Annotated in this window: 21 protein-coding genes; 4 read left to right on the top strand and 17 right to left on the bottom strand. The window is 44.7% G+C overall.

Annotated features, from left to right (window positions below):
- Positions 1-5: 5 nt before the first annotated feature.
- From PG840_RS03310 to PG840_RS03300, 3 genes are all read right to left on the bottom strand, one after another.
- Positions 6-1,532, bottom strand: a complete 1,527-nt coding sequence (locus PG840_RS03310) for a YifB family Mg chelatase-like AAA ATPase (RefSeq protein WP_270205245.1) — start codon at positions 1,530-1,532, stop codon at positions 6-8.
- 457 nt (positions 1,533-1,989) lie between these two features.
- Positions 1,990-2,724 carry a type 1 glutamine amidotransferase gene (locus PG840_RS03305; protein ID WP_022220376.1) on the bottom strand — a complete coding sequence of 245 codons (735 nt, stop codon included), beginning with the start codon at positions 2,722-2,724 and terminating at the stop codon, positions 1,990-1,992.
- A 10-nt stretch (positions 2,725-2,734) separates the two neighbouring features.
- Complete coding sequence (locus PG840_RS03300) at positions 2,735-4,105, bottom strand: Mur ligase family protein (RefSeq protein WP_070098607.1); 1,371 nt, start codon at positions 4,103-4,105, stop codon at positions 2,735-2,737.
- Between the two features lie 182 nt (positions 4,106-4,287).
- Between PG840_RS03300 and sigK the strand changes: the two genes are divergently transcribed.
- Entirely contained in the window at positions 4,288-4,920 is a 633-nt protein-coding gene (gene sigK, locus PG840_RS03295) for an RNA polymerase sporulation sigma factor SigK (protein ID WP_055260587.1), read from the top strand.
- Positions 4,921-4,994: 74 nt separating this feature from the next.
- On the opposite strand, the gene PG840_RS03290 is transcribed toward sigK, so the two are convergent.
- The 8 genes from PG840_RS03290 to mtaB form a co-directional block, all read right to left on the bottom strand.
- Positions 4,995-5,906 carry a CPBP family intramembrane glutamic endopeptidase gene (locus PG840_RS03290; protein WP_270205244.1) on the bottom strand — a complete coding sequence of 304 codons (912 nt, stop codon included), beginning with the start codon at positions 5,904-5,906 and terminating at the stop codon, positions 4,995-4,997.
- Positions 5,899-7,134: a peptidase U32 family protein gene (locus PG840_RS03285; protein ID WP_008375008.1), complete on the bottom strand. Its 1,236-nt coding sequence runs from the start codon at positions 7,132-7,134 to the stop codon at positions 5,899-5,901. The genes PG840_RS03290 and PG840_RS03285 overlap by 8 nt, the downstream gene beginning before the upstream one ends.
- Positions 7,135-7,170: 36 nt before the next feature.
- Entirely contained in the window at positions 7,171-7,818 is a 648-nt protein-coding gene (locus tag PG840_RS03280; protein ID WP_008375007.1) for an O-methyltransferase, read from the bottom strand.
- 154 nt (positions 7,819-7,972) lie between these two features.
- A complete protein-coding gene (locus PG840_RS03275) occupies positions 7,973-9,637 on the bottom strand; it encodes a ribonuclease J (protein ID WP_117556117.1) in 1,665 nt (554 codons plus the stop codon).
- 122 nt (positions 9,638-9,759) lie between these two features.
- The gene (locus PG840_RS03270; protein WP_008375002.1) at positions 9,760-10,026 is read right to left on the bottom strand and encodes a DUF1292 domain-containing protein; all 267 of its coding nucleotides are present in this window, start codon (positions 10,024-10,026) and stop codon (positions 9,760-9,762) included.
- 39 nt (positions 10,027-10,065) lie between these two features.
- A complete protein-coding gene (gene ruvX, locus PG840_RS03265; protein ID WP_044999233.1) occupies positions 10,066-10,494 on the bottom strand; it encodes a Holliday junction resolvase RuvX in 429 nt (142 codons plus the stop codon).
- A 12-nt stretch (positions 10,495-10,506) separates the two neighbouring features.
- The gene (locus tag PG840_RS03260; RefSeq protein ID WP_008374998.1) at positions 10,507-10,764 is read right to left on the bottom strand and encodes an IreB family regulatory phosphoprotein; all 258 of its coding nucleotides are present in this window, start codon (positions 10,762-10,764) and stop codon (positions 10,507-10,509) included.
- A gap of 51 nt (positions 10,765-10,815) precedes the next feature.
- The gene (mtaB, locus tag PG840_RS03255; protein ID WP_008374996.1) at positions 10,816-12,141 is read right to left on the bottom strand and encodes a tRNA (N(6)-L-threonylcarbamoyladenosine(37)-C(2))-methylthiotransferase MtaB; all 1,326 of its coding nucleotides are present in this window, start codon (positions 12,139-12,141) and stop codon (positions 10,816-10,818) included.
- Between the two features lie 134 nt (positions 12,142-12,275).
- On the opposite strand from mtaB, the gene PG840_RS03250 reads away from it, so the two are divergent.
- Complete coding sequence (locus PG840_RS03250) at positions 12,276-12,509, top strand: HPr family phosphocarrier protein (RefSeq protein ID WP_008374994.1); 234 nt, start codon at positions 12,276-12,278, stop codon at positions 12,507-12,509.
- 92 nt (positions 12,510-12,601) lie between these two features.
- Here the strand turns inward: PG840_RS03250 and thiI are convergent, their stop codons facing one another.
- Genes thiI through pheA form a run of 6 tightly spaced genes read right to left on the bottom strand, consistent with a single transcriptional unit; the run spans position 12,602 to position 19,186 of the window.
- Positions 12,602-13,783 carry a tRNA uracil 4-sulfurtransferase ThiI gene (gene thiI, locus PG840_RS03245; protein WP_008374992.1) on the bottom strand — a complete coding sequence of 394 codons (1,182 nt, stop codon included), beginning with the start codon at positions 13,781-13,783 and terminating at the stop codon, positions 12,602-12,604.
- A 9-nt stretch (positions 13,784-13,792) separates the two neighbouring features.
- Complete coding sequence (locus PG840_RS03240) at positions 13,793-14,950, bottom strand: cysteine desulfurase family protein (RefSeq protein ID WP_008374989.1); 1,158 nt, start codon at positions 14,948-14,950, stop codon at positions 13,793-13,795.
- 59 nt (positions 14,951-15,009) lie between these two features.
- Positions 15,010-15,747 carry a 16S rRNA (uracil(1498)-N(3))-methyltransferase gene (locus PG840_RS03235; protein WP_117823152.1) on the bottom strand — a complete coding sequence of 246 codons (738 nt, stop codon included), beginning with the start codon at positions 15,745-15,747 and terminating at the stop codon, positions 15,010-15,012.
- A gap of 19 nt (positions 15,748-15,766) precedes the next feature.
- The gene (prmA, locus tag PG840_RS03230; RefSeq protein ID WP_270205243.1) at positions 15,767-16,729 is read right to left on the bottom strand and encodes a 50S ribosomal protein L11 methyltransferase; all 963 of its coding nucleotides are present in this window, start codon (positions 16,727-16,729) and stop codon (positions 15,767-15,769) included.
- Between the two features lie 13 nt (positions 16,730-16,742).
- On the bottom strand, positions 16,743-18,032 hold the full coding sequence (locus PG840_RS03225) for an ATP-binding protein (protein ID WP_022220371.1): 1,290 nt from the start codon (positions 18,030-18,032) through the stop codon (positions 16,743-16,745).
- A gap of 23 nt (positions 18,033-18,055) precedes the next feature.
- Complete coding sequence (pheA, locus tag PG840_RS03220; protein ID WP_055155638.1) at positions 18,056-19,186, bottom strand: prephenate dehydratase; 1,131 nt, start codon at positions 19,184-19,186, stop codon at positions 18,056-18,058.
- Between the two features lie 217 nt (positions 19,187-19,403).
- On the opposite strand from pheA, the gene pyrB reads away from it, so the two are divergent.
- Together pyrB and PG840_RS03210 are read left to right on the top strand one after the other, a co-directional pair.
- A complete protein-coding gene (pyrB, locus tag PG840_RS03215; RefSeq protein WP_117823146.1) occupies positions 19,404-20,324 on the top strand; it encodes an aspartate carbamoyltransferase in 921 nt (306 codons plus the stop codon).
- 14 nt (positions 20,325-20,338) lie between these two features.
- Entirely contained in the window at positions 20,339-20,785 is a 447-nt protein-coding gene (locus PG840_RS03210; protein ID WP_008374977.1) for an aspartate carbamoyltransferase regulatory subunit, read from the top strand.
- The last annotated feature ends 38 nt before the right edge of the window (positions 20,786-20,823 follow it).

The following is a 20,823-nucleotide window of genomic DNA, read 5'->3' as shown; positions in this document are numbered from 1 at the left end:
TTCTCTTATCCCCAGTATTCTTTATCCATAACCCGATACCCCAGTGCCTCTCGAAGTGTCGCAAGATCGATCTCCTCCTTTTCCTCCAGATCTGCGATTGTCCGTGCCACCTTCAACACTTTATGATAGCTTCTCACCGTCAGCTTCATCACTTCATAAGCCTGGCGCATCATCCGTTCTTCCTCTTTCCCAAGACGGCAGTATTTTTCAATTTCATTTTGCCCCATCTGTGCATTTTTTGTCAGCTTTTCTTCTCGAAAACGCTCCATCTGACGCATTCTTGCAAGCATCACTTTTCCTCGCATGGTTCTGGAATCCATCCCTGTTCCCTTTCCGGTCAGTTCTTCATATTCGACCTTGGGTGCCTCCATGCAGATATCAATCCGATCCAGAAACGGCTGGCTCAACTTTCCCTGATAATTCCGGATCTGCCCGGGCGTACAGGTACATTGGGGACCAGGAGCCATTCCGCAGGGACATGGATTCGTTGCAGCAACCAACATAAAGTCTGCCGGAAAAATATAAGCTCCCTGCTGCCTTGCCAGATGAATGCATTTTTCTTCCAGCGGCTGCCTGAGCACCTCCAGAACACCTCTTGGGAACTCCGCCAGCTCATCCAGAAAAAGGACACCTCCATGCGCAAGTGTTGCTTCTCCCGGCGATGGGATTCGTCCGCCTCCGATGAGTGCTGCCCGCGTCACGGTATGATGGACCTCCCGGAACGGTCTCTTCCAGATCAGCGGATTCTCTCTTTTAAGCAGTCCCGCCGTACTGTAAATCCCCGTGATCTCCAGACTTTCTTCCCGGTCAAGCGGTGGTAGTATCGTCGGAATCCGTTTGGCAAGCATTGTCTTTCCGGAACCAGGCGGACCGACATAAAGCAGGTTATGTCCTCCTGCCACTGCCACCATCGTCGCTCTTTTTACTGCTTCCTGTCCCTGAATATCACTATAATCTATGTCCCATTCTTCCATTCCATGAGCCTCTTCCTGATCAGGTTTCTCCATCTGAGGCATATACTCACCCTTCAGCCATCTGCATACCTCCTCCAGAGTCTCTGCCCCAAAAATCTGTATTCCCTGCGCCAGCCTTCCCTCATCCTCATTTGACTTCGGAATCACACAACACCTAAAACCAGCCTTCTTTGCTTCAAGAACAATCGGAAGGATTCCCTCTACCGGCTGCAGCTTTCCATCCAGTCCGAGCTCTCCTGCAAGTAAAATATCCTTCACTGCTTTTTCCGGGAAAATCCCCATTGCCCCGAGTACTGCAACTGCAATTGGAAGATCAAATACCGATCCCTTCTTGCGGACACATGCCGGCGACAGATTGATTACAATCTTTTTCGCCGGCATGATATAACCGGCATTACGCATGGCAGTTCTTACCCGTTCTGCGGCTTCCTTTACCTCAGAAGACAAATATCCCACCATATGAAACATTGGAAGTCCGTTCCCTGCATCTGCCTCTACCTGCACAAATTCTACTTTCAGCCCCAGAATCGTTGCCGAATGTACCTTATAAAATCCCATATTAAATTCACCCTTGCCTTTCCCCGGCAAAAGTTCAGAAGTTTTATTTCAGAAAATATATGGCGAAATGCCATGAGCGATTTGCTAAAAGAAAACCGATATCTTTTAGAAAATGTATCCTTATGATAGTATGGGGAGGGGATTTTGTCAAGATGATTGGGAGGGGAAATTTGTGGGAGTAGGTTGTGAGGTCATCGTGGGAGAATCATCTCTTTTGATTCTATTGTGCAAACCATTCCGAGAAGCCTCTGAAAGCGAAAATTGTGTCAGCAATGGCTTCCACAATTTTTGAGTCTTCTCTCCATTGCACAATAAGTGAATCGAAAGAGATGATTTTCCCACGATGACCGCCGTACTTTACTGGCAAAGTTTTGCCTTGCTGTATCATAGGTGGGACAAAATGCCACTGCACAGGTGGGATGGAACCCTGTGTGCAGTGGCATTTTCTAAATAAGCATTATTTGCTTAATCTTTGTTTCATGTATTCGTTGGCGTTTAATTCCAGGGTGTCTTCCAGTGGCGCAAGTGGTTCTATTTGACCGTATTTGCGTTCGAGGGCAGTTTGTAATATAAAATCGCAGAGAACCGGGTTCTTTGGTAAAAGGGAGCCGTGCGAATAGGTTCCGAAAACATTTTTGTAGCGGGCTCCTTCAGTTTGGTCTTCTCCGTTGTTACCGTAGCCTTTGAGCATTTTGCCGAGTGGTGATACGCCTTCACCCAGGTAGGTCTTGCCGGAATGATTTTCAAAGCCGACTACGACAGCTCCACTGCTCTCCGGGAGGGTCTCAAACATATAATTGCCGATCATACGCTCTTTTGATCCAACGGTATGAATGTTGATTGCGCCGGTAAAATCGAGCTGGACACCATCCCAGGTCTTATAATACTGGCCAAGCATCTGATAGCCTCCGCAGATTGCGAGGAAGGTCTTTTCATCTTCCACAGCCGCGCGGATCTCTGCTGCTTTTCCGGTCCCCAGGTCTTTCAGAAGGACTTCCTGTTCAAAATCCTGACCTCCGCCAATGAAGAAGATATCATAGCGGTTTGCATCCAGCGTTTCTCCGATCGAGCAGCCTTCTACATTGACCTTGATTCCCCGATCCTCCATACGACGTTTCATTGTGATGATATTGCCCCGGTCTCCATACAGATTAAGGATGTCCGGATAGAGATGACAGATATTCAGTTCCATAATTCCCTCCTTATTCGTAAAATGCCTTGATATCAGTATGCTTGCTGATCTCGCCGCGCAGATCAAACATAGCGGTATAAGTCGGCATAATAAATGTCGGTGTCTCATCCGCTCCGATTGCTTCTAAAAGGTTCTCATAGTCGCGGATCACTTCAATCCGTCCAGTGTCAAATCCTGCATATTTCAGGCGGAGTGCCATATCATCTGCACGGACTCCGGATACCAGAATACGGGTAAAGCGTGCGCTCTGGCGGGCAAGTGCTTCAAAATCCACATCCCAGATCCAGCTGATATCGGTTCCATCTGCATAACGGTCGTTCAGAAGGAACGCAATCTTGCACTCTTCCTCATCATTAGAGATCTGGTTGATGACCTGATTGTACCCTGCCGGGTTCTTGACAAGCATCATACGTGCTTTAGACTTGCCAAGTTCAAACTGTTCCGCACGTCCGAAACCACACTCAAATCTGCTGAGTGCATCAACTGCTGTGTCTTCATCGATTCCAACAATCTCCGCAGCCGCAACACAGGCTGCCGCATTGTAAATATTGTAACCTCCCGGAAGATTAATGTGCACATCATGGCTATGCCCGAATGCATTTAACACGATATCCGAAGAATCTGCTCCGGTACGCACTACCTGCGTCACGCCAACCTGCGGTGTCTGCCGGTGATATCCACATTTCGGACAGCGGAAACCGCCAAGATGGCTGTAAGTTCTGTAATCGTATTCATATTCTGTCTTACAATGAATACAGTACACTGCATCAGACAATTCAAACGCTGTCTCTTTGTAAATCGGCACATCCACCCCAAACCATACAACCTTATTCGGTACATCATCTGCAAGAGATGACGTCAATGAACAGTCCGCATTCAGGCACAGGGTTGCATCCGGTACGTGGGTAATTCCTTCGCGGATTGCATTCAACGTGTGGGTGATCTCCCCATATCTGTCCAACTGGTCACGGAAAATATTGTTGACTACCAGACACTCTACCGGCAGCATCTCACTGGTCTTGCGGAACGCTGCCTCATCGCACTCGATCAGTGCGTGTGTGTAGGAACACTTGCCAGAAAGACTGCAGTGCTGTGCAAACACCGTAATGATCCCGGTCAGAAGATTGGCACCGGACTTATTTGCGAAGTACTTATATCCGGCTTCTTCAAATGCCTGCTCGATCATACGGGACGTGGTCGTCTTTCCATTGGTTCCGGTCACTACCGTAACCTTCACCCCACGTGATAATTCCTTTAAAATATCTTTGTCAATTTTTAATGCGATCTTGCCCGGCAGGTTCGTTCCGCCTCGTCCCATCCGCCGCAGGACTGCATTGGATGTCTTACAGGCAAGTACCGCTAATCTTGTCCTTATTCCCATAATTTTTTCCTTTTCTCTCGTAATCTCATTTCTTTTGTAAAACATATCTGCTACTACATGATTCAACGCTCATTATAACGCATTTTCAGACGTACCACAAGCGCAAAATAACCCGAATGGAAAAGCACAGAACATTTCACTTTTACATACAATGTTAGTAACTCTATTTTGAGGTAATCGTATTGAAATCCTTTCCTCCGCCTCTTACTCCAAAAGAGGAATCCGAGCTTCTGAGACGCAGTGCAGACGGTGACAATGAGGCCCGTCATATTCTGATCGAGCGCAATCTCCGTCTGGTCGCTCATGTCATAAAAAAATATCAGCATCTGGAGGACGATACAGAAGATCTTCTGTCCATCGGAACCATCGGTCTTATCAAAGCAGTTTCCACCTTTAACCCAGACAAAAAAGCCCGGCTTGCCACCTACGCCTGCCGCTGCATCGAAAATGAACTTCTGATGATGCTGCGCACCAAGCGGAAGAGTAACCGGGAAACCTCCCTATACGAACCGATCGGTACAGACCGGGAAGGGAATGAGATCCGCCTGTATGATGTCATCGAATCTGATGAAGAAGATGCCTGTATGCAGCTTGCCCTGAAAAATGATATTTCTCTTCTCTATGAAAAACTGGAATCCGTTCTCACCGACCGCGAACAGCTGGTACTGAAAAAACGCTACGGTCTTTATGGTGAAAAAGAATATACCCAGAAAGAAGTTGCAGCTTCTCTTGGCATCTCACGTTCCTATGTTTCGCGAATTGAAAAAGGGGCGATCCAAAAACTCCGCCCCTGCTTTCTTCCTTCTCATTTTTAATTTTTGCTGGTCTAGATCCTGTCTGTCCATTTTAAAATTCATGATGCTTCTTTCACACCGGCAGACAGGACACTCTACTCAAACATTCCTATACCAAAAAGCAGAATGCCAAGTCCCAGAAAGACGCTACTTGCAAGCACAAGCCCCAGCAGAGTTTTCTTTTTCTCTCTTGGCAGAAGTCCCCTGTCGTATCCCGGCTGTCCTTTATGGATCAGATAATTCCCCGCATAAATCAGAAACGGTCCTGCCGAAGCATAAATAAAATACACCGCCACCGTCACAAGCAAAATGCCTGTCGATGCCATAGCTTCTGCACTTTCCATCTGCTCTGAAGCCACACTGGAAGTAAGCTGTAAAAGCAATGTCGGTAACGCATTATTGATCAGATGGAAGAACATGTTATAAAACATGTTATCCGTCTCGGCAAGCAGATATCCCATGGCGATTCCAAGCATCGATGTCGGCACAAACCGCCAGAAGCTTCCGTGAAATGCACCGAACATTACTGCACTGATCAGAATTGCCGGCCATGGACTCCTAAAGCCACGAAAGCAACTGAAAAGCCCGCCTCTGAATGCTATTTCCTCAAAAATCGCCGGCGTGACACAGATCAGAAGAAATGCAAGTCCAAACGGCAGTCCACCGGATAATTCACTCACACTTTCTGTAGCCCCACTCATCTGCTCCGGAAATACATAAAGCATGATCGATGTCGGAATCATCGTGATCAGAAGGGTTCCGATCCACATCAGCAATGTTCCGACAGTCTTTGCGATCGTCGGTCTGTGAAATGGAAATGCACGCTTTACGTCTTCCCTGAAAAGCACTACTATTCCAAGTGCCAGCACCGCAAGAAGACCCTCATACATTGGAATTCCCCACTCACCAAAATAATAGACACAAAATCCGGAAAGCCAGAATATATCCACGCCGTACAGAAGGATCAGTACGATCGCCGCATATGGCTTCCACGTTTTTTTATTCATCTGCTTCCTCTTTTCTTCTGAGAATATCGTACTTGTCAGCCCTACCGGACAGTTCTACATACAGTACCTGCTTCGGATGTGGTGCACTCTCCTGTTCTTCTCCTTCTTCATTTACGATCCGTTTTACCTGAACCTCCACGTTATCTCCGTTCGGTTTCATGATCTCAATCGTCTCGCCCACCGAAAATTTATTTCTCTGTTCGATCTTCACCATACCGTCTTTAATCTCTTCTGTGATTCCAAGATATGTGTACTCCCGGATATAGGTGTTGCTGTCATAAATCTGTGCCTCTTCCGATGGTTTTCCAAAGAAAAATCCAGTTGTAAACTGCCGATAGGTACAATTCGAGATCTGGTCCAGATACCACGGCATATTCTTCCTGTAAAGCTCCGGATCTTTCTGATAATCATCAATTGCTTTCCGGTATGTTCTCGCTACAGTTGCCACATACAGAGCCGTTTTCATTCTTCCTTCGATCTTGAAGCTGTCAATCCCCGCATCGATAAGCTCCGGAATATGTTCGATCATACAGAGGTCTTTTGAATTGAAAATATACGTTCCTCTCTCATTTTCATAAACCGGCATATATTCTCCCGGACGGGTTTCTTCCACAACAGAATATTTCCAGCGGCACGGATGGGTGCATGCGCCATGGTTTGCATCCCTGCCTGTAAAGAAATTACTGAGCAGACATCTTCCGGAATAAGAAATACACATTGCACCGTGTACGAATGTCTCAATCTCCAGATCATCCGGGATATGTGCACGGATTTCTTTGATCTCACGCATGGAAAGTTCTCTTGCAGATACAACTCTGCTCGCCCCTTGTCTGTACCAGAACATATAAGTTGCATAATTTGTATTATTGGCCTGTGTACTCACATGTCTTTCAATTTCCGGACATACTTCTTTTGCGATCTCAAATACACCCGGATCAGCAATGATCAATGCATCCGGTTTTATTTCCTTTAACTCTTTAAAATATTCCCGCACGCCTTCCAGATCGTAGTTATGTGCCAGAATATTTGCAGTTACATATACTTTTACATCATGCTCATGTGCAAACCGGATTCCTTCCATCATATCTTCTTTGGAAAAGTTCTTTGCCTTTGCACGAAGTCCAAATGCTTCTCCTCCAATATAAACTGCATCTGCTCCAAATACGACTGCAGTCTTCAACACTTCCAGGCTGCTTGCCGGTATCAATAATTCAGGATGTCTTGCCATTATTTTTTTCCTTTCTGTTACTGTTATCTCCTGTTTTTATTTTCGCACGCTCAGTGCCACTCCATCTCCCAGCGGAAGAATAGACGTCTCAAGCTCAGGATGATGTTTCAGAGTATACAGATACTCCCTCATCCGGCTATGGATCGTGCGGTCTCTTCTTTCCACCGCAAACCGTGACTCAATAATATCTCCGTCCTGCAACACATTATCCGTGATCAGGATCCCTCCCGGCACAAGGAAACGCATCACCTGTTCTAAATATGCCGGATATTGTCCCTTTGCGGCATCCATAAACACAAAATCAAATCCTGCATCATCCGGCATGCCTTTCATAATCTCCAGTGCATCACCTTCAAGCAGCGTAATTTTCTGTTCCATACCTGCCCTGGCAAAATTGGCTCTGGCAATTGGAATCCTTTTTTCGTAATTTTCGATTGTTGTAATGTGACATTCCTCCGGAGAATATTTTCCCATCAGAATTGCCGAAAATCCAACTGCTGTCCCAATTTCAAGAATCTTTACCGGACGTTTGATCTCCAGCATTACTTTCAGAAAACTTTTTGTCTCTTTGCGGATGATCGGAACCATGTCCGCAAGGGCTTCCTGTTCGATCTCATCGAGAACGGGAATGTCCGCACTTTCCAGAGAATGGAGGTAAGTCGTCAGTCGTTCTTCTACTATCATATCTTCCTCTTTTCTTCCAAGGGAATTCTTATCCTATACATTTATCATAGAAGCGCAGACAAAGTTTATTTTCTTTTCAACTCTGACTGCGCTTCTTTATGCAGATATCTTCGCATCTGCTTATTTTCATAAAAATGCCACAGGCATCTTTATATTATACATCCATAATGATCGGAAGGATCATTGGTTTTCTCTTGGTTCTTTTCCAGATAAAGTCATTCATTGTGTCGCGGATCACAAGCTTAATCTTGCTCCAGTCAGCATGACGGCTCATCAGACATTTTTCAACCGCTTCCGTAACAACCTTCCGTGCCTCTTCCATCAGGCTTTCAGATTCACGTACATAAACAAATCCACGGGATACGATATCCGGTCCGGCAAGAAGCTGGTTGGTACGCTTTTCCAGTGTCAGAACGACAATCAGGATTCCGTCTTCTGCCAGATGCTGACGATCACGCAGAACAATATTACCGACATCGCCAACACCGAGTCCATCTACCAGAATTTCTCCTGTGTGTACCTTATCTACAACTTCTGCGCTTTCATCATCCAGTGCAAGTACATCGCCTGACTTGAGGATGAAAATGTTGTCCTTCGGAATCCCAAGAGATTTGGCAATACCTGCGTTCGCTTTCAGATGACGGTATTCTCCGTGAACCGGAATTGCATATTTTGGTTTTACCAGTGAATAGATCAGCTTCAGCTCTTCCTGGCACGCATGTCCGGATACGTGCGTATCCTGGAAAATAACATTCGCTCCCTTTTCAGAGAGTTCATTAATGATATTCGATACCGCTTTTTCATTACCCGGGATCGGATTAGAGCTTAAAATGATCGTGTCACCCGGCATGATCGATATCTTCTTATGGATATCTGCTGCCATACGTGACAGAGCCGCCATAGATTCTCCCTGGCTTCCGGTTGTGATGATCGTTGTCTTCTCTCTTGGATAGTTTTTCAACTGATCTGTCTCGATCAGCGTATTCTCCGGCACATTCAAATAGCCAAGCTCTGATGCAACCGAAATGATATTTACCATACTGCGGCCTTCTACAACTACTTTACGTCCATACTTGTAAGACGTATTGATGATCTGCTGTACACGGTCTACATTCGAAGCGAAGGTTGCTACAATAATTCTTGTATTGGAGTGTTCGGCAAAAAGCCGGTCAAATGTAGCTCCCACTGTCCTTTCTGACTGTGTAAAACCAGGTCTCTCCGCATTGGTACTGTCTGACATCAATGCCAGTACCCCTTTCTTGCCAATTTCTGCAAAACGCTGCAGATCAATCGCATCACCAAATACCGGTGTATAATCTACCTTAAAGTCTCCGGTATGCACAACAATACCTGCCGGCGAATAGATTGCCAGTGCCGATGCATCCTGGATACTGTGGTTCGTCTTGATAAATTCAATTCTGAATTTTCCAAGATTGATCGACTGTCCATGGCGCACTACTTTTCTTTTAGTTGAGCGGAGAAGATTGTGCTCTGTGAGCTTTTTCTCGATAATTCCCATAGTCAGCTTTGTTGTATAAATCGGCAGATTAATCTCTTTAAGCACATAAGGAAGCGCTCCAATGTGATCCTCATGTCCATGTGTGATCACAAAACCCTTCACCTTATCCGCATTGCTCTTAAGGTAACTGATATCCGGGATTACAAGATCGATTCCGAGCATATCATCTTCCGGGAACGACAATCCGCAATCTACTACAATAATACTGTCTTCATATTCAAAGGCAGTGATATTCATTCCGATCTTTTCAAGGCCTCCAAGCGGAATGATCTTAAGTTTTGAGTTGCTTTTTTTCTTCAATCTCACACCTCCATATATTTTATGTATCTCATCCGTACATTTAATTATCGTAAAATTCGGAGTCCGCCTCTGTGTGCGAACCCCGTTCTTATCTGTCAGAAATATTCTTTTGACAGTTCCGTCTACACTTCAATCTCCACATCCTCCAGAAGCTCTTCGAACACCTTGAGTACGGCATTAAGCTCTACTTCCTCTTCTACCATCTCATAAACGCTGTCCTTCTCTTCCGGCGCACTTGTATCCTTCAAGATCAGGCACTCTGCATCATCCTCTTCTGAATCTGCAACCAGAAGGTAAGTCACTCCATTCAGTCTGGTCTGCTCCACAACAAAAAATTCTTCTGCTTCGCCGCCTTCTCCGCATGTAAACGTTAATTTTTCATTCTTCATATACTTTCCCCTTATCGTCTGATTGTATTCCAAAGCCTGTTACTTTTGCATACCCAGAGAGTCCAGATATCCCTGCAATATAAATACAGCCGCGATCTGATCCACATACTGCTTGCGGTTCTCCCGTCTTACACCGGATTCCATAAGTGTCCGTTCCGCTTCCACCGTTGTAAGGCGCTCATCCCACATCACGATCTCAATGCCGGTACGCCGCTTCAGCATCTCTCCAAATTCCAGTGCCTTCTCTGCCCGTTCTCCGATATCATTATTCATATGTTTCGGAAAACCGATCACAAACTTCTCTACTCCATATTCGGTTGCAAGGCTCTCAATCCTTGCCAGTGTCTTCCGAAGCTTGTTCTCGTCCTTCCTCGTAACTGTCTCCACTGCCTGTGCCGTAATCCCCAGAGGATCACTTACAGCAACACCTACGGTCTTCGTACCATAATCAAGTCCCATTATCCGCATCATATCTTCAACCTACAGTTCATGTCTGATATAAGCTTTTAATAATTCTTCTACTATCTCATCCCGTTCAACCTTCATCACAAGGCTTCTTGCTCCGTTATAGCTGGTAATGTATGTAGGATCACCGGACATAATGTATCCTACAATCTGATTCACCGGATTATATCCTTTTTCCACCAGAGCATTATATACAATTTCCAGAATATCTTTTGCCTGGATCTGTGGTCCTGTCTCTACCTGAAAAAATTGTGTATTCGTTATATCTTTCATCTTACGACCTCCAATACTTCATATTCATTTTAATATAATCTATACAAAAATTCAATGCATAATTTGTGAAAGTGAAGTAAGTTCTATCTCTTTTAACTGATTGGTCCACCGGTCTGCCTGTTCCGGTTCGCATGGAACCCCAATCCGCAGATATTCCTTGGTGTGCCCTGTGACATAATTTTTTCCATCACGCTCTGTCATCTCTTCAAATAGAACTTCCACCTTTTTTCCAAGCCATCCTTCTTCATAGCGCTGCATTTTTTTGCGGTTCAGTTCCAGCATGATATTGCTTCTTCGCGTTTTTTCATGTTCCGGGATCTGCCCGTCCATCTTCGCAGCCTTCGTTCCCTGGCGCTTTGAATACTTAAATATATGAGTCTCATAAAAATTGATGCTGTCTACAAAGTCCCGGGAGGCTTCAAATTCTTCCTCTGATTCCTGCGGGAATCCTACGATCACATCGGTTGTCAGTGCCGGATTTTCAAAATACTTCCGGAGAAGCTCACATTTTTCCCGATATTCTGCCGCATCATATCTGCGGTTCATCCGTTTCAGGGTTGCATCACATCCGCTCTGCAGAGACAGGTGAAAATGCGGACATATCTTCGGCAGGCAAGCCAGTTCTTTTGCAAATTCTTCCGTCACGATACGCGGTTCCAGAGAACCCAGACGGATCCTTTTGATCCCTTCAACTCCATGTACCGCGCGGATCAGATCCAGGAGTCCTTCTGTCTGCTTTCCATTTTCATCTTTCCATTCCAATCCGTAAGAACTGAGATGGATTCCGGTAAGCACCACTTCCTGATACCCATGTTCCGCAAGTGTACGCACCTCTTCCACTACATCTTCCTTCTTCCTGCTGCGCACACGTCCTCTCGCATAAGGAATGATGCAGTAGGTACAGAACTGGTTGCAGCCATCCTGTACTTTCAGATATGCCCTTGTATGCTCTGCTGTCCGGGAAAGATGGAGGCTCTCATACTCGAAGGTATGGTTAATGTCAATGACCTCCTGCATCTGTTCCGGAATGTCTTCTTTAAAATATTCTTCCAGAAGGCGGATCAGATCCTTTTTTTTATTATTCCCGATTACAATATCTATATTCTCATCCAGCTCACCCATATCCGCCTGCGCCTGCACATAACAGCCGGCCGCTACGATCACTGCATCAGGATTCTGTTTTCGGGCACGATGGATCATCTGTCTGGACTTGCGGTCTGCCATATTCGTCACCGAGCAGGTATTGATCACATAGACATCTGCCAGATCATGAAACGGTACGATCTCATATCCGTTCTTTTCCAGCAGTTCCTGCATCGCTTCTGTTTCATAAGCATTTACCTTACAGCCCAGGTTGTGTAATGCTGCTTTTTTCATAAATTCATCCTACTTTCAATATTTATAACATTTAACGAAAATTTCATTCATTCTTCGGCGTTTTGTTCCTTGACTTTTTTATGTATAACTTTTAATATAACTATAGAAAATGAAATCAAGGAGGTGTGTTTTCAATGAAAACCGTACAAATTTCTTTAAATTCTATCGACAAAGTAAAATCATTCGTAAACGAAATCACAAAATACGATTACGATTTTGACCTGGTATCCGGAAGATATGTGATTGATGCAAAATCTATCATGGGTATCTTCAGTCTTGATCTTTCTAAACCGATCGATCTGAACATCCATGCTGAGAACCAGGATGCTGATAACATCATCGAACTTCTGAAACCATACTTAGTATAATAGAATGCGAAGTATCAGGACGCAGTACATTTTCTGTACTGCGTCCTTTCTTTTTTTGAGGAGAGCCTGAAAAAGCTCCCCTTTTTCTTTTATTATTTTACGATGATCGTCTCCACAGTATTCACTGCTTCTGCAAACAATTCATCAATCTTTTCACTTAAGTTTTCTTCTGATTTGCGGATCACTTCTACATTCGGTTTGGTTACCGGATGTTTTGCCACGAAGATCGTACAACAGTCTTCGTATGGAAGAATGGAAGTCTCATAGGTTCCGATCTTCTCTGAAATATCTACGATCTCCTGCTTGTCAAACCCGATCAGTGGCCGATATACCGGCAATGTACATACATCGTTGGTTGCCATCAGGCTCTGCATGGTCTGGCTTGCCACCTGTCCGATACTTTCACCGGTAATAAGTCCCAGGCATCCGTCTTCTTTTGCAAAATGCTCTGCAATCCGCATCATATAACGGCGCATGATGATCGTCAGTTCATCATGTGGGCATTTTTCATAGATATAAAGCTGGATATCGGTAAAGTTGACTACATGCAGCTTGATCGGTCCTGTATATTTGGAAACCTGCTTTGCAAGATCCACTACCTTCTGTTTGGCCCTCTCGCTGGTGTACGGCGGTGCATGGAAATAGGTTGCCTCCAGTCCGACGCCACGTTTGGAGATCATATAACCTGCAACCGGACTGTCGATTCCACCGGAAAGCAGAAGCATCGCGGTTCCATTGGTCCCGATCGGCATACCGCCAGGTCCCGGAATGATCTCGGAATAGATATAAATCTCTTCTCTTACCTCTACATGAAGCAGTACATCCGGATGGTGTACATCTACCCGGATTTCCGGGAATGCATACAGAATAGCTTCTCCGAGGTCATAATTGATCTCCATTGATTTCTTCGGATAGGTTTTCTTTGCACGACGGGACTCTACCTTAAATGTGATATTCTTATCCGGATAAACCTCATCCATGTATGCGATCACATCTTTTTTCAGTTCTTCAAATCCTTTATCCTCTACGCGGACAACCGGACAGATCCCTACAATTCCGAATACTCTTTTCAGAGCTTCTACCACTTCATCTCCGTCATAATCTCCGTCACAGTCCACATAAACTCTTCCCTGTGCTTTATAAGTATGGAACAATCCGTCCAGGTCCTTTAATGAATGCTTGATCTGTCTTACCAGCGCATCCTCGAACATATAGCGGTTCTTTCCTTTGATTCCGATTTCTCCATATTTTATCAAATAAGTCTGAAACTTCATTCTTTCCTCCTAATGGCGTGTGTACTTTCTAAGCATCGGTACACAATTATATAATGTTTCCAGCGTATAGTCAATTTCTTCTTCTGTAGTAAATTCTGACATACTGAATCTGAGCGTTGCGTCCAGATATTCTTTTCCGGCTCCGATTCCCTTTAGCACTCCGCTGATCGCCGGATGGTTGGATGCACATGCCGAACCGGATGATACATAAATCCCCTTCTCTTCCAGTGTATGAAGAAGAACCTCACTCCGGATTCCTGCAAATCCCACACTGATGATATGTGGTGCACTTGTTTCATCATAAAGTCCGTGGATCACAGTATGATCGATTTTCTGTACCCCTTCGATAAAGTGCTGTTTCAAGGCACGCATATGTGCCACCTTTTCATCCAGGTCTGTGTAAATCGTCTTTGCTGCCAGCCCGATTCCTGCAATCCCCGGTACATTTTCTGTTCCGGAACGCATGTTTTTCTGCTGCTCGCCTCCGAAAATGATCGGTTTTACTTTTGCTTTTTCATTGATATAGATAAAACCGATTCCCTTCGGTCCATGGATCTTATGTCCGCTTACAGAAAGCATATCGATTCCCATCTTTTTCGGGTAAATCTTATATTTTCCAAATCCCTGTACTGCATCCACATGGAACAGGATATTTTTATTATAAGCCTTTACGATCGCAGATGCTTCTGCAATCGGCTGAACCGATCCCACTTCGTTATTCACATACATAACCGATACCAGGATCGTCTCGTCACAGAGCGCTTCCTTTAACGCATCCAGGCGGATCCGTCCATACTCATCAACCGGAAGATAGGTCACACGATAGCCCTCCTCCTCTTCCAGGTAACGCATGGTATTGAGAATTGCCGGATGTTCAATTGAACTGGTGATCAGATGCTTGCCGGCACGGTGATTGGCACGTGCACCTCCGATCAATGCAAGGTTGTCACTTTCTGTTCCACCGGATGTGAAATAAAGTTCCTTTTCCTGCACCTTCAGAATCTTTGCAAGTGTCTCCTTCGCCTCACGGACATACGCTTCTGCATCCACACCTTTTTTATGCATGGAGGATGGATTGCCGTAATCCTCACACATCACTTTTCCGACTATATCCCGAACACACTCATAGGCTCTCGTTGTTGCTGAATTATCCAGATAAACTTCCATTTTTCTTTGTCTCCCAAACACTTCTTCTCTTTATCTTATGCAGTTCTTTGCCTGCCGGTCTACTGTTCCAGTTCAAACATCAGTACAGCAAGCGTTGCAAGTCCGGCTGTCTCTGTCCGCAGGATCCGCCTGCCCAGGGTGATGACCTTCGCCCCCATACTGACTGCTGCATCAACTTCTTCCGGTTCAAATCCACCCTCTGGTCCGATAAAAATCCCAACAGACTGTCCACTTTTAATCTGGCGGATCACTTCTCTTGTCACTTCCATACCACCTGCAAGTTCATACGGAAGCAACGTTACATCAAGCTCTTCTGCCATTTTCAGTGCTTCTTTATAAGAAAGCGGCATGGTAACTTCCGGGATCCGGCTTCTTCCGGCCTGCTTTGCCGCACTTTCTGCGATGGAATTCCAACGGTCTGCTTTTTTCGCTGCTTTCTTATCATCCAGACGAACAACAGAACGCTTCATCGCTACAGGAATCACCTGATACACGCCAAGCTCCACCGCTTTTTGCACGATCAGCTCCATCTTGTCGCTTTTGGGAAGCCCCTGGAAAAGATACAGCTTTGACGCCGGTTCCGTGTCCGCTTCCATCTCTTCCAGAATATGCAAAACCGCCACATCTTCTTCATAGGCTTCCACCTCGCACAGATAGGTTCTGCTTTCTCCGTCACTGATTTCAGCCTTTTCATGCAGCTTCATCCGGAGCACATTCTTCATATGATTAACATCTCCGCCTTCAATCCGGATCTTATCTCCGGAGATCTGCTGTGGTGTTACAAAAAAATGATGCATCTTTTCTGATCCTCTCTGCCTACGCTTTCGTTTCTTTTCTCGCTGTTACAGATACCCATTCTCCCTGATGATGGACCTCCAGAACCGTGAGACCTGCTGCCTCTACCGCTGCTTTTACCGTCTCCTCCTTATCTTCGATGATACCACTTGTCACGTAGATACCACCGTCTTTTAACTGGTTCACGATCACCGGTGTCAGCGGCACCAGTACGTCTGCAAGAATATTCGCCACAACGATATCATAGCATCCATAACCAACTTTATCCTGAACCGCTTTATCATCAATGATATTTCCGATCATTACTTCGTATTTATCCTTTGAAATACCGTTGACTTCCATATTTTCATAGGTTGCATCAATCGCACACGGATCCAGGTCTGTTCCTACAGAATACTTTGCACCGAACATCAGCGCCAGCATTCCAAGAATTCCACTTCCGCATCCTACATCCAGAATTCTGGTGTCCTCTGTCACATATTTGCGGAGCTGACGGATGCAGAGCTGTGTGGTCTCATGCATTCCCGTTCCGAATGCAGTTCCCGGATCGATATGCACGATCATCTTGCCTTCATCTTCCGGCTTTACTTCTTCCCAGGACGGAATGATCAGGATATCATCCACATAGAACTGGTGAAAATATTTTTTCCAGTTATTGACCCAATCCACATCCTCTGTCTGGGATTCTTCTATCGTTCCTTCACCTACTTCCACATAGGCACGCATATCTTCCAGTTCATTTTTCACAGCTTCCAGAAGACTTTCTTTATCTTCATCTTCTTCCAGATAGAAACTGATATATGCGATGCCGTCATTGATTCCTGCCTCCGGAAGGATATCAACAAACATCTGCTCTTTTTCCGCCTGTGTCATCGGAATCTTATCCTCAATCTCGATTCCCTGTACACCAAGGTCCATCAGCATACTACTGACAATGTCTTCTGCCTCGGTTGTTGTCTTTAATCTGAATTTATTCCACTTCATATTGGTTCTCCTTTTATTGTTGTCCAAGCAAATAATCAATAAACTGCTGTGCAGTACGTCCGCTTAATCCACCATGGCTCAATTCCCATTTGTTTGCCTCCAGAAGAAGCTTTTCCTCTTCCATCTCGACACCGTAACGATCTGCAAGCGTGGTGACAATCTTCTGGAATTCTTTTTTATCCGGTTTTCCAAAATAGATGGTCACGCCGAATCTTGCTACCAGCGAAAGTTTCTCCTGTACGGTATCATTGGTGTGCAGTTCTTCATCTCTGTCGGCTTTATCTTTGAATGTCTCACGTACCAGATGTCTTCTGTTGGAAGTTGCATAGATCAGGATATTATCCGGTTTCTTCTCCAGACCGCCTTCGATCACCGCTTTCAGATATTTGTACTCAATCTCGAATTCTTCAAAAGAAAGATCATCCATATAAATAATAAATTTGTAATTCCGGTTCTTGATCTGTGCGATCACATCATTCAGGTCTTTGAACTGATGCTTGTACACTTCGATCATACGAAGTCCCTGGTCATAATACTGGTTCAGGATTGCCTTGATCGAAGAAGATTTACCGGTTCCGGCATCACCAAAAAGCAGACAGTTATTAGCTTTTTTACCCTTTACAAATGCCTCGGTATTATCGATCAGTTTCTTCTTGGCAATGTCATAGCCCACCAGATCGTCCAGATGGACGTGTGCAATCTTGGTGATCGGCACGATCTGTGCTCCTTCTTCCGTATGCTCAATACGGAATGCCTTGTGAAGTCCGAAAGTTCCCACTCCGAATTCTTTGTAGAACTGGGTTACTGTTGTCTTAAATTCTTCTGCATCATCTGTCTGCGCAAGAGCTTTGCTTAAGTCGCAGATCCGGTCGCGAATCCTCTTGTTAAATACATGTCCCTTGGCATTGACCGGATGATAGTCCTCAATCAGTTCCAGACTGTCTGTACCGAGCTTTTCACCCATCTCTTTCAGATCATATTCGAACAGTTCTTTGAAAATCTGAAAATCATGAAGGGCTGCTTTATTGACGCTTCCCTCTACCTCTCCTACCACTTCACAGGCTGTGCTGTAAGCATTCTCACTGTTGGCAAGCAGGAACGTCAGGAAGGTATGCCAGAGGTTCCCCTCGAATCCATAGTTTGCAGCCAGCTCGATCAGCTCATTTAAATTTTCGAAAAGAAGGCTCTTCAAATCCTCTTTGTTGTAATAATCATTATCTGCATTGTCAATCAGAAATGTCATGTCCCGAAGAAGATCTTCATGTTCCATATAACGATATAATATCAGTTCATTTGTTCTCATAGACGTGTCCTCTCTTTTTCAGTCTAATAATTTCCAAGGATTTTCAGGTTCAGTGCTTCTTCCCTCAGTCCACGGATCGCATTTTTCACTGCGGCATCTGCCAGATTTCCTTCAAAGTCCACAAAGAAACGATATTCCCAGCTTTTTCCTTCTACCGGCCGGGATTCGATCTTTGTCATGTTCAGATCATTGTAAATAAAATGGGAAAGCAGATGGTACAACGATCCACTCTCATGCGGTATTTCAAAGCAAATACTGATCTTGGATGCATTTTTCAGGAATACCTTCTGGTTCGTGACAATGATAAATCTTGTACTGTTGTCAGATTCGTCATTGATCTCTCTTGCCAGGATATCCAATCCGTAAAGCTCTGCTGCATATTCGTTGCAGACAGCTGCCTGCGTGGTATCCTGGTCTTCCATCATCTTCTTGGCCGCCATGGAAGTATTGGCAACACTGATCTGCTGCCAGGTTCCGTGTTCATCCAGGAAATGGGATGTCTGCATCAGTCCTTGTGGATGTGAATACACTCTTTCAATGCTGGAAAGTGTAGTTCCTTTCACTCCGGCAAGCATATGCTTAATCGGAAGGACCGTCTCTCCTACAATGTAATTTTCAAATTCCACCAGAAGGTCATACACCTGTGTCACCGGACCTGCGGAAGAATTTTCAATTGGAAGGACTGCATAATCTGCGCTTCCCTCTTCAATTGCTTCCATTGCATCACGGAATGACGGTACATGGAAGTTTTTCACATTTTTCCCAAAATATTTTAACATAGCTGCCTGGTTATTGGCTCCTTCCACTCCCTGGAAGACCACACGTGCACCATCAAGATCCAGCTGATCCAGTCCGATAAAGGGAAGTCTTCCCAGAACTCCTTCCTCAGAAAGACGCTGGTACTGCAGCTTTCTGCTCATGCTCATCAGCTGTTCAAAAAGCTCCCGGATCCCTTTTTTGTTAAAATCTGTGGACACCTTTTCTGCTACTGCTGCCAGTTTCTCGTTCTCTCTTGTCTTATCAAATACCTTTCGTCCGTTCTTTATCTTATATTCTGCAACTCCTTCGCAGACCTTCATACGTCTCTCATAAAGCGTGGTGATCTGGTCATCGATCACATCCAGCTCTTTTCTCATCTCTTCCAGACTCTGCATTGTCCCACTCCTTATCGTTTTATCCTTATGTCTTCTTACGCTGACGTTACTAATTTTTCATTATAATATATTTTTTCTGTAAAATCTACATTTCTTCGCAAACCCGATCAGAAAAAACATGTAAAACTTTGTTGAAATACCCATGTTTTTGTTATATTATAGATAAAGAATATATGAAGCCGCACATTTTCTGCGGTTATTTTTAAGGAGGTTTCTTATGAGACATTTAATGAGTCCTTTAGATTTTTCTGTGGAAGAGCTCGATAAGCTTATGGATCTTGCAGGTGATATCGAAGCTCATCCGGAAAAATATGCACATGCTTGCGCAGGCAAAAAGCTTGCCACTTTATTCTATGAGCCAAGTACCCGTACCCGACTGAGTCATGAAGCAGCAATGATGAATCTCGGTGGTAATGTACTTGGCTTTTCTTCGGCAGCTTCCAGCTCTGCTACCAAAGGAGAAAGCGTAGCAGATACGATCCGTATGGTTTCCTGCTATGCAGATATCTGTGCGATCAGACATCCAAAAGAAGGTGCACCGATGGTTGCAGCGCAGCACTCTTCAATCCCGGTGATCAACGCAGGTGATGGCGGACATCAGCATCCTACACAGACACTGACTGACCTTTTAACCATCCGTTCTTTAAAAGGACGTCTGAATAATCTGAAGATCGGACTCTGTGGAGACCTCAAATTCGGTCGTACCGTACATTCTCTGATCAATGCCCTGGTGCGTTATGAGAACATCGAGTTTGTACTTATTTCACCAGAGGAACTCCGTCTGCCAGGTTATGTACGCAAAGACGTACTGGATAAGAAAAATATCCCATATACAGAAGTAGAACGCCTGGAGGATGCCCTTCCGGATCTCGATATCCTTTATATGACACGTGTTCAGAAGGAACGTTTCTTCAACGAGGAAGATTATGTCCGTATGAAAGATTTCTACATCCTGGACAAAGGAAAAATGGAACTTGCGCCAAAAGATATGCTGGTTCTCCATCCACTTCCGCGTGTCAACGAAATTTCTGTTGAAGTTGATGATGATCCAAGAGCTGTTTATTTCAAACAGGTACAGTATGGTGTCTATATCCGTATGGCACTGATCCTGACACTTTTGGATATTCATGTAGATTAAGGGAGGCGAAAGACATGGTTGAAAATACACTGAATATTGGAAAAATTTCAGAGGGCTTCGTACTGGATCACATCAAAGCAGGAAAAAGCATGGATATCTACAAATATCTGAAACTTGATCAGCTTGACTGCTGCGTAGCCATCATCAAGAATGCCAAAAGTAACAAGATGGGTAAAAAGGATATCATCAAGATTGAATGCCCGATCGATATCATTGATCTGGATATCCTTGGTTTTATCGATCATAATATCACGGTAAACATTATCGAAGATTCCAAGATTGTTGAGAAAAAAGAACTGAAACTACCATCTGAAATCAAGAATGTGATCAGATGCCACAATCCGAGATGTATTACTTCGATTGAACAGGGACTGGATCATGTGTTTGTACTGACTGATCCGGAGAACGAAGTGTATAGATGTAAATACTGTGAAGAGAAATACAACAGAAAGCGGGGCTAGCGTCGGCTTGTTGGACTAGGCGGACAGGTGCCACGCAA

The sequence above is a fragment of the Coprococcus sp. AM97-35 genome (assembly GCF_027697525.1).
GTDB lineage: Bacteria > Bacillota > Clostridia > Lachnospirales > Lachnospiraceae > Allocoprococcus > Allocoprococcus comes.
This window is presented reverse-complemented; position numbering and strand designations above follow the sequence as displayed.

Bases quoted from the DNA above. Each gene is read 5' to 3' on its own strand.
- thiI (WP_008374992.1), bottom strand. From the start codon at position 13,783: ATGAAGTTTCAGACTTATTTGATAAAATATGGAGAAATCGGAATCAAA.
- PG840_RS03280 (WP_008375007.1), bottom strand. From the start codon at position 7,818: ATGATAGTAGAAGAACGACTGACGACTTACCTCCATTCTCTGGAAAGT.
- PG840_RS03235 (WP_117823152.1), bottom strand. From the start codon at position 15,747: ATGCATCATTTTTTTGTAACACCACAGCAGATCTCCGGAGATAAGATC.
- PG840_RS03210 (WP_008374977.1), top strand. From the start codon at position 20,339: ATGGTTGAAAATACACTGAATATTGGAAAAATTTCAGAGGGCTTCGTA.
- PG840_RS03310 (WP_270205245.1), bottom strand. From the start codon at position 1,532: ATGGGATTTTATAAGGTACATTCGGCAACGATTCTGGGGCTGAAAGTA.
- PG840_RS03270 (WP_008375002.1), bottom strand. From the start codon at position 10,026: ATGAAGAATGAAAAATTAACGTTTACATGCGGAGAAGGCGGCGAAGCA.
- ruvX (WP_044999233.1), bottom strand. From the start codon at position 10,494: ATGCGGATAATGGGACTTGATTATGGTACGAAGACCGTAGGTGTTGCT.
- PG840_RS03260 (WP_008374998.1), bottom strand. From the start codon at position 10,764: ATGAAAGATATAACGAATACACAATTTTTTCAGGTAGAGACAGGACCA.
- PG840_RS03300 (WP_070098607.1), bottom strand. From the start codon at position 4,105: ATGGGAATAAGGACAAGATTAGCGGTACTTGCCTGTAAGACATCCAAT.
- PG840_RS03225 (WP_022220371.1), bottom strand. From the start codon at position 18,032: ATGAGAACAAATGAACTGATATTATATCGTTATATGGAACATGAAGAT.
- prmA (WP_270205243.1), bottom strand. From the start codon at position 16,729: ATGAAGTGGAATAAATTCAGATTAAAGACAACAACCGAGGCAGAAGAC.
- PG840_RS03250 (WP_008374994.1), top strand. From the start codon at position 12,276: ATGAAAACCGTACAAATTTCTTTAAATTCTATCGACAAAGTAAAATCA.
- PG840_RS03305 (WP_022220376.1), bottom strand. From the start codon at position 2,724: ATGGAACTGAATATCTGTCATCTCTATCCGGACATCCTTAATCTGTAT.
- PG840_RS03240 (WP_008374989.1), bottom strand. From the start codon at position 14,950: ATGGAAGTTTATCTGGATAATTCAGCAACAACGAGAGCCTATGAGTGT.
- mtaB (WP_008374996.1), bottom strand. From the start codon at position 12,141: ATGAAAAAAGCAGCATTACACAACCTGGGCTGTAAGGTAAATGCTTAT.
- PG840_RS03290 (WP_270205244.1), bottom strand. From the start codon at position 5,906: ATGAATAAAAAAACGTGGAAGCCATATGCGGCGATCGTACTGATCCTT.
- pyrB (WP_117823146.1), top strand. From the start codon at position 19,404: ATGAGACATTTAATGAGTCCTTTAGATTTTTCTGTGGAAGAGCTCGAT.
- pheA (WP_055155638.1), bottom strand. From the start codon at position 19,186: ATGCAGAGTCTGGAAGAGATGAGAAAAGAGCTGGATGTGATCGATGAC.
- PG840_RS03285 (WP_008375008.1), bottom strand. From the start codon at position 7,134: ATGGCAAGACATCCTGAATTATTGATACCGGCAAGCAGCCTGGAAGTG.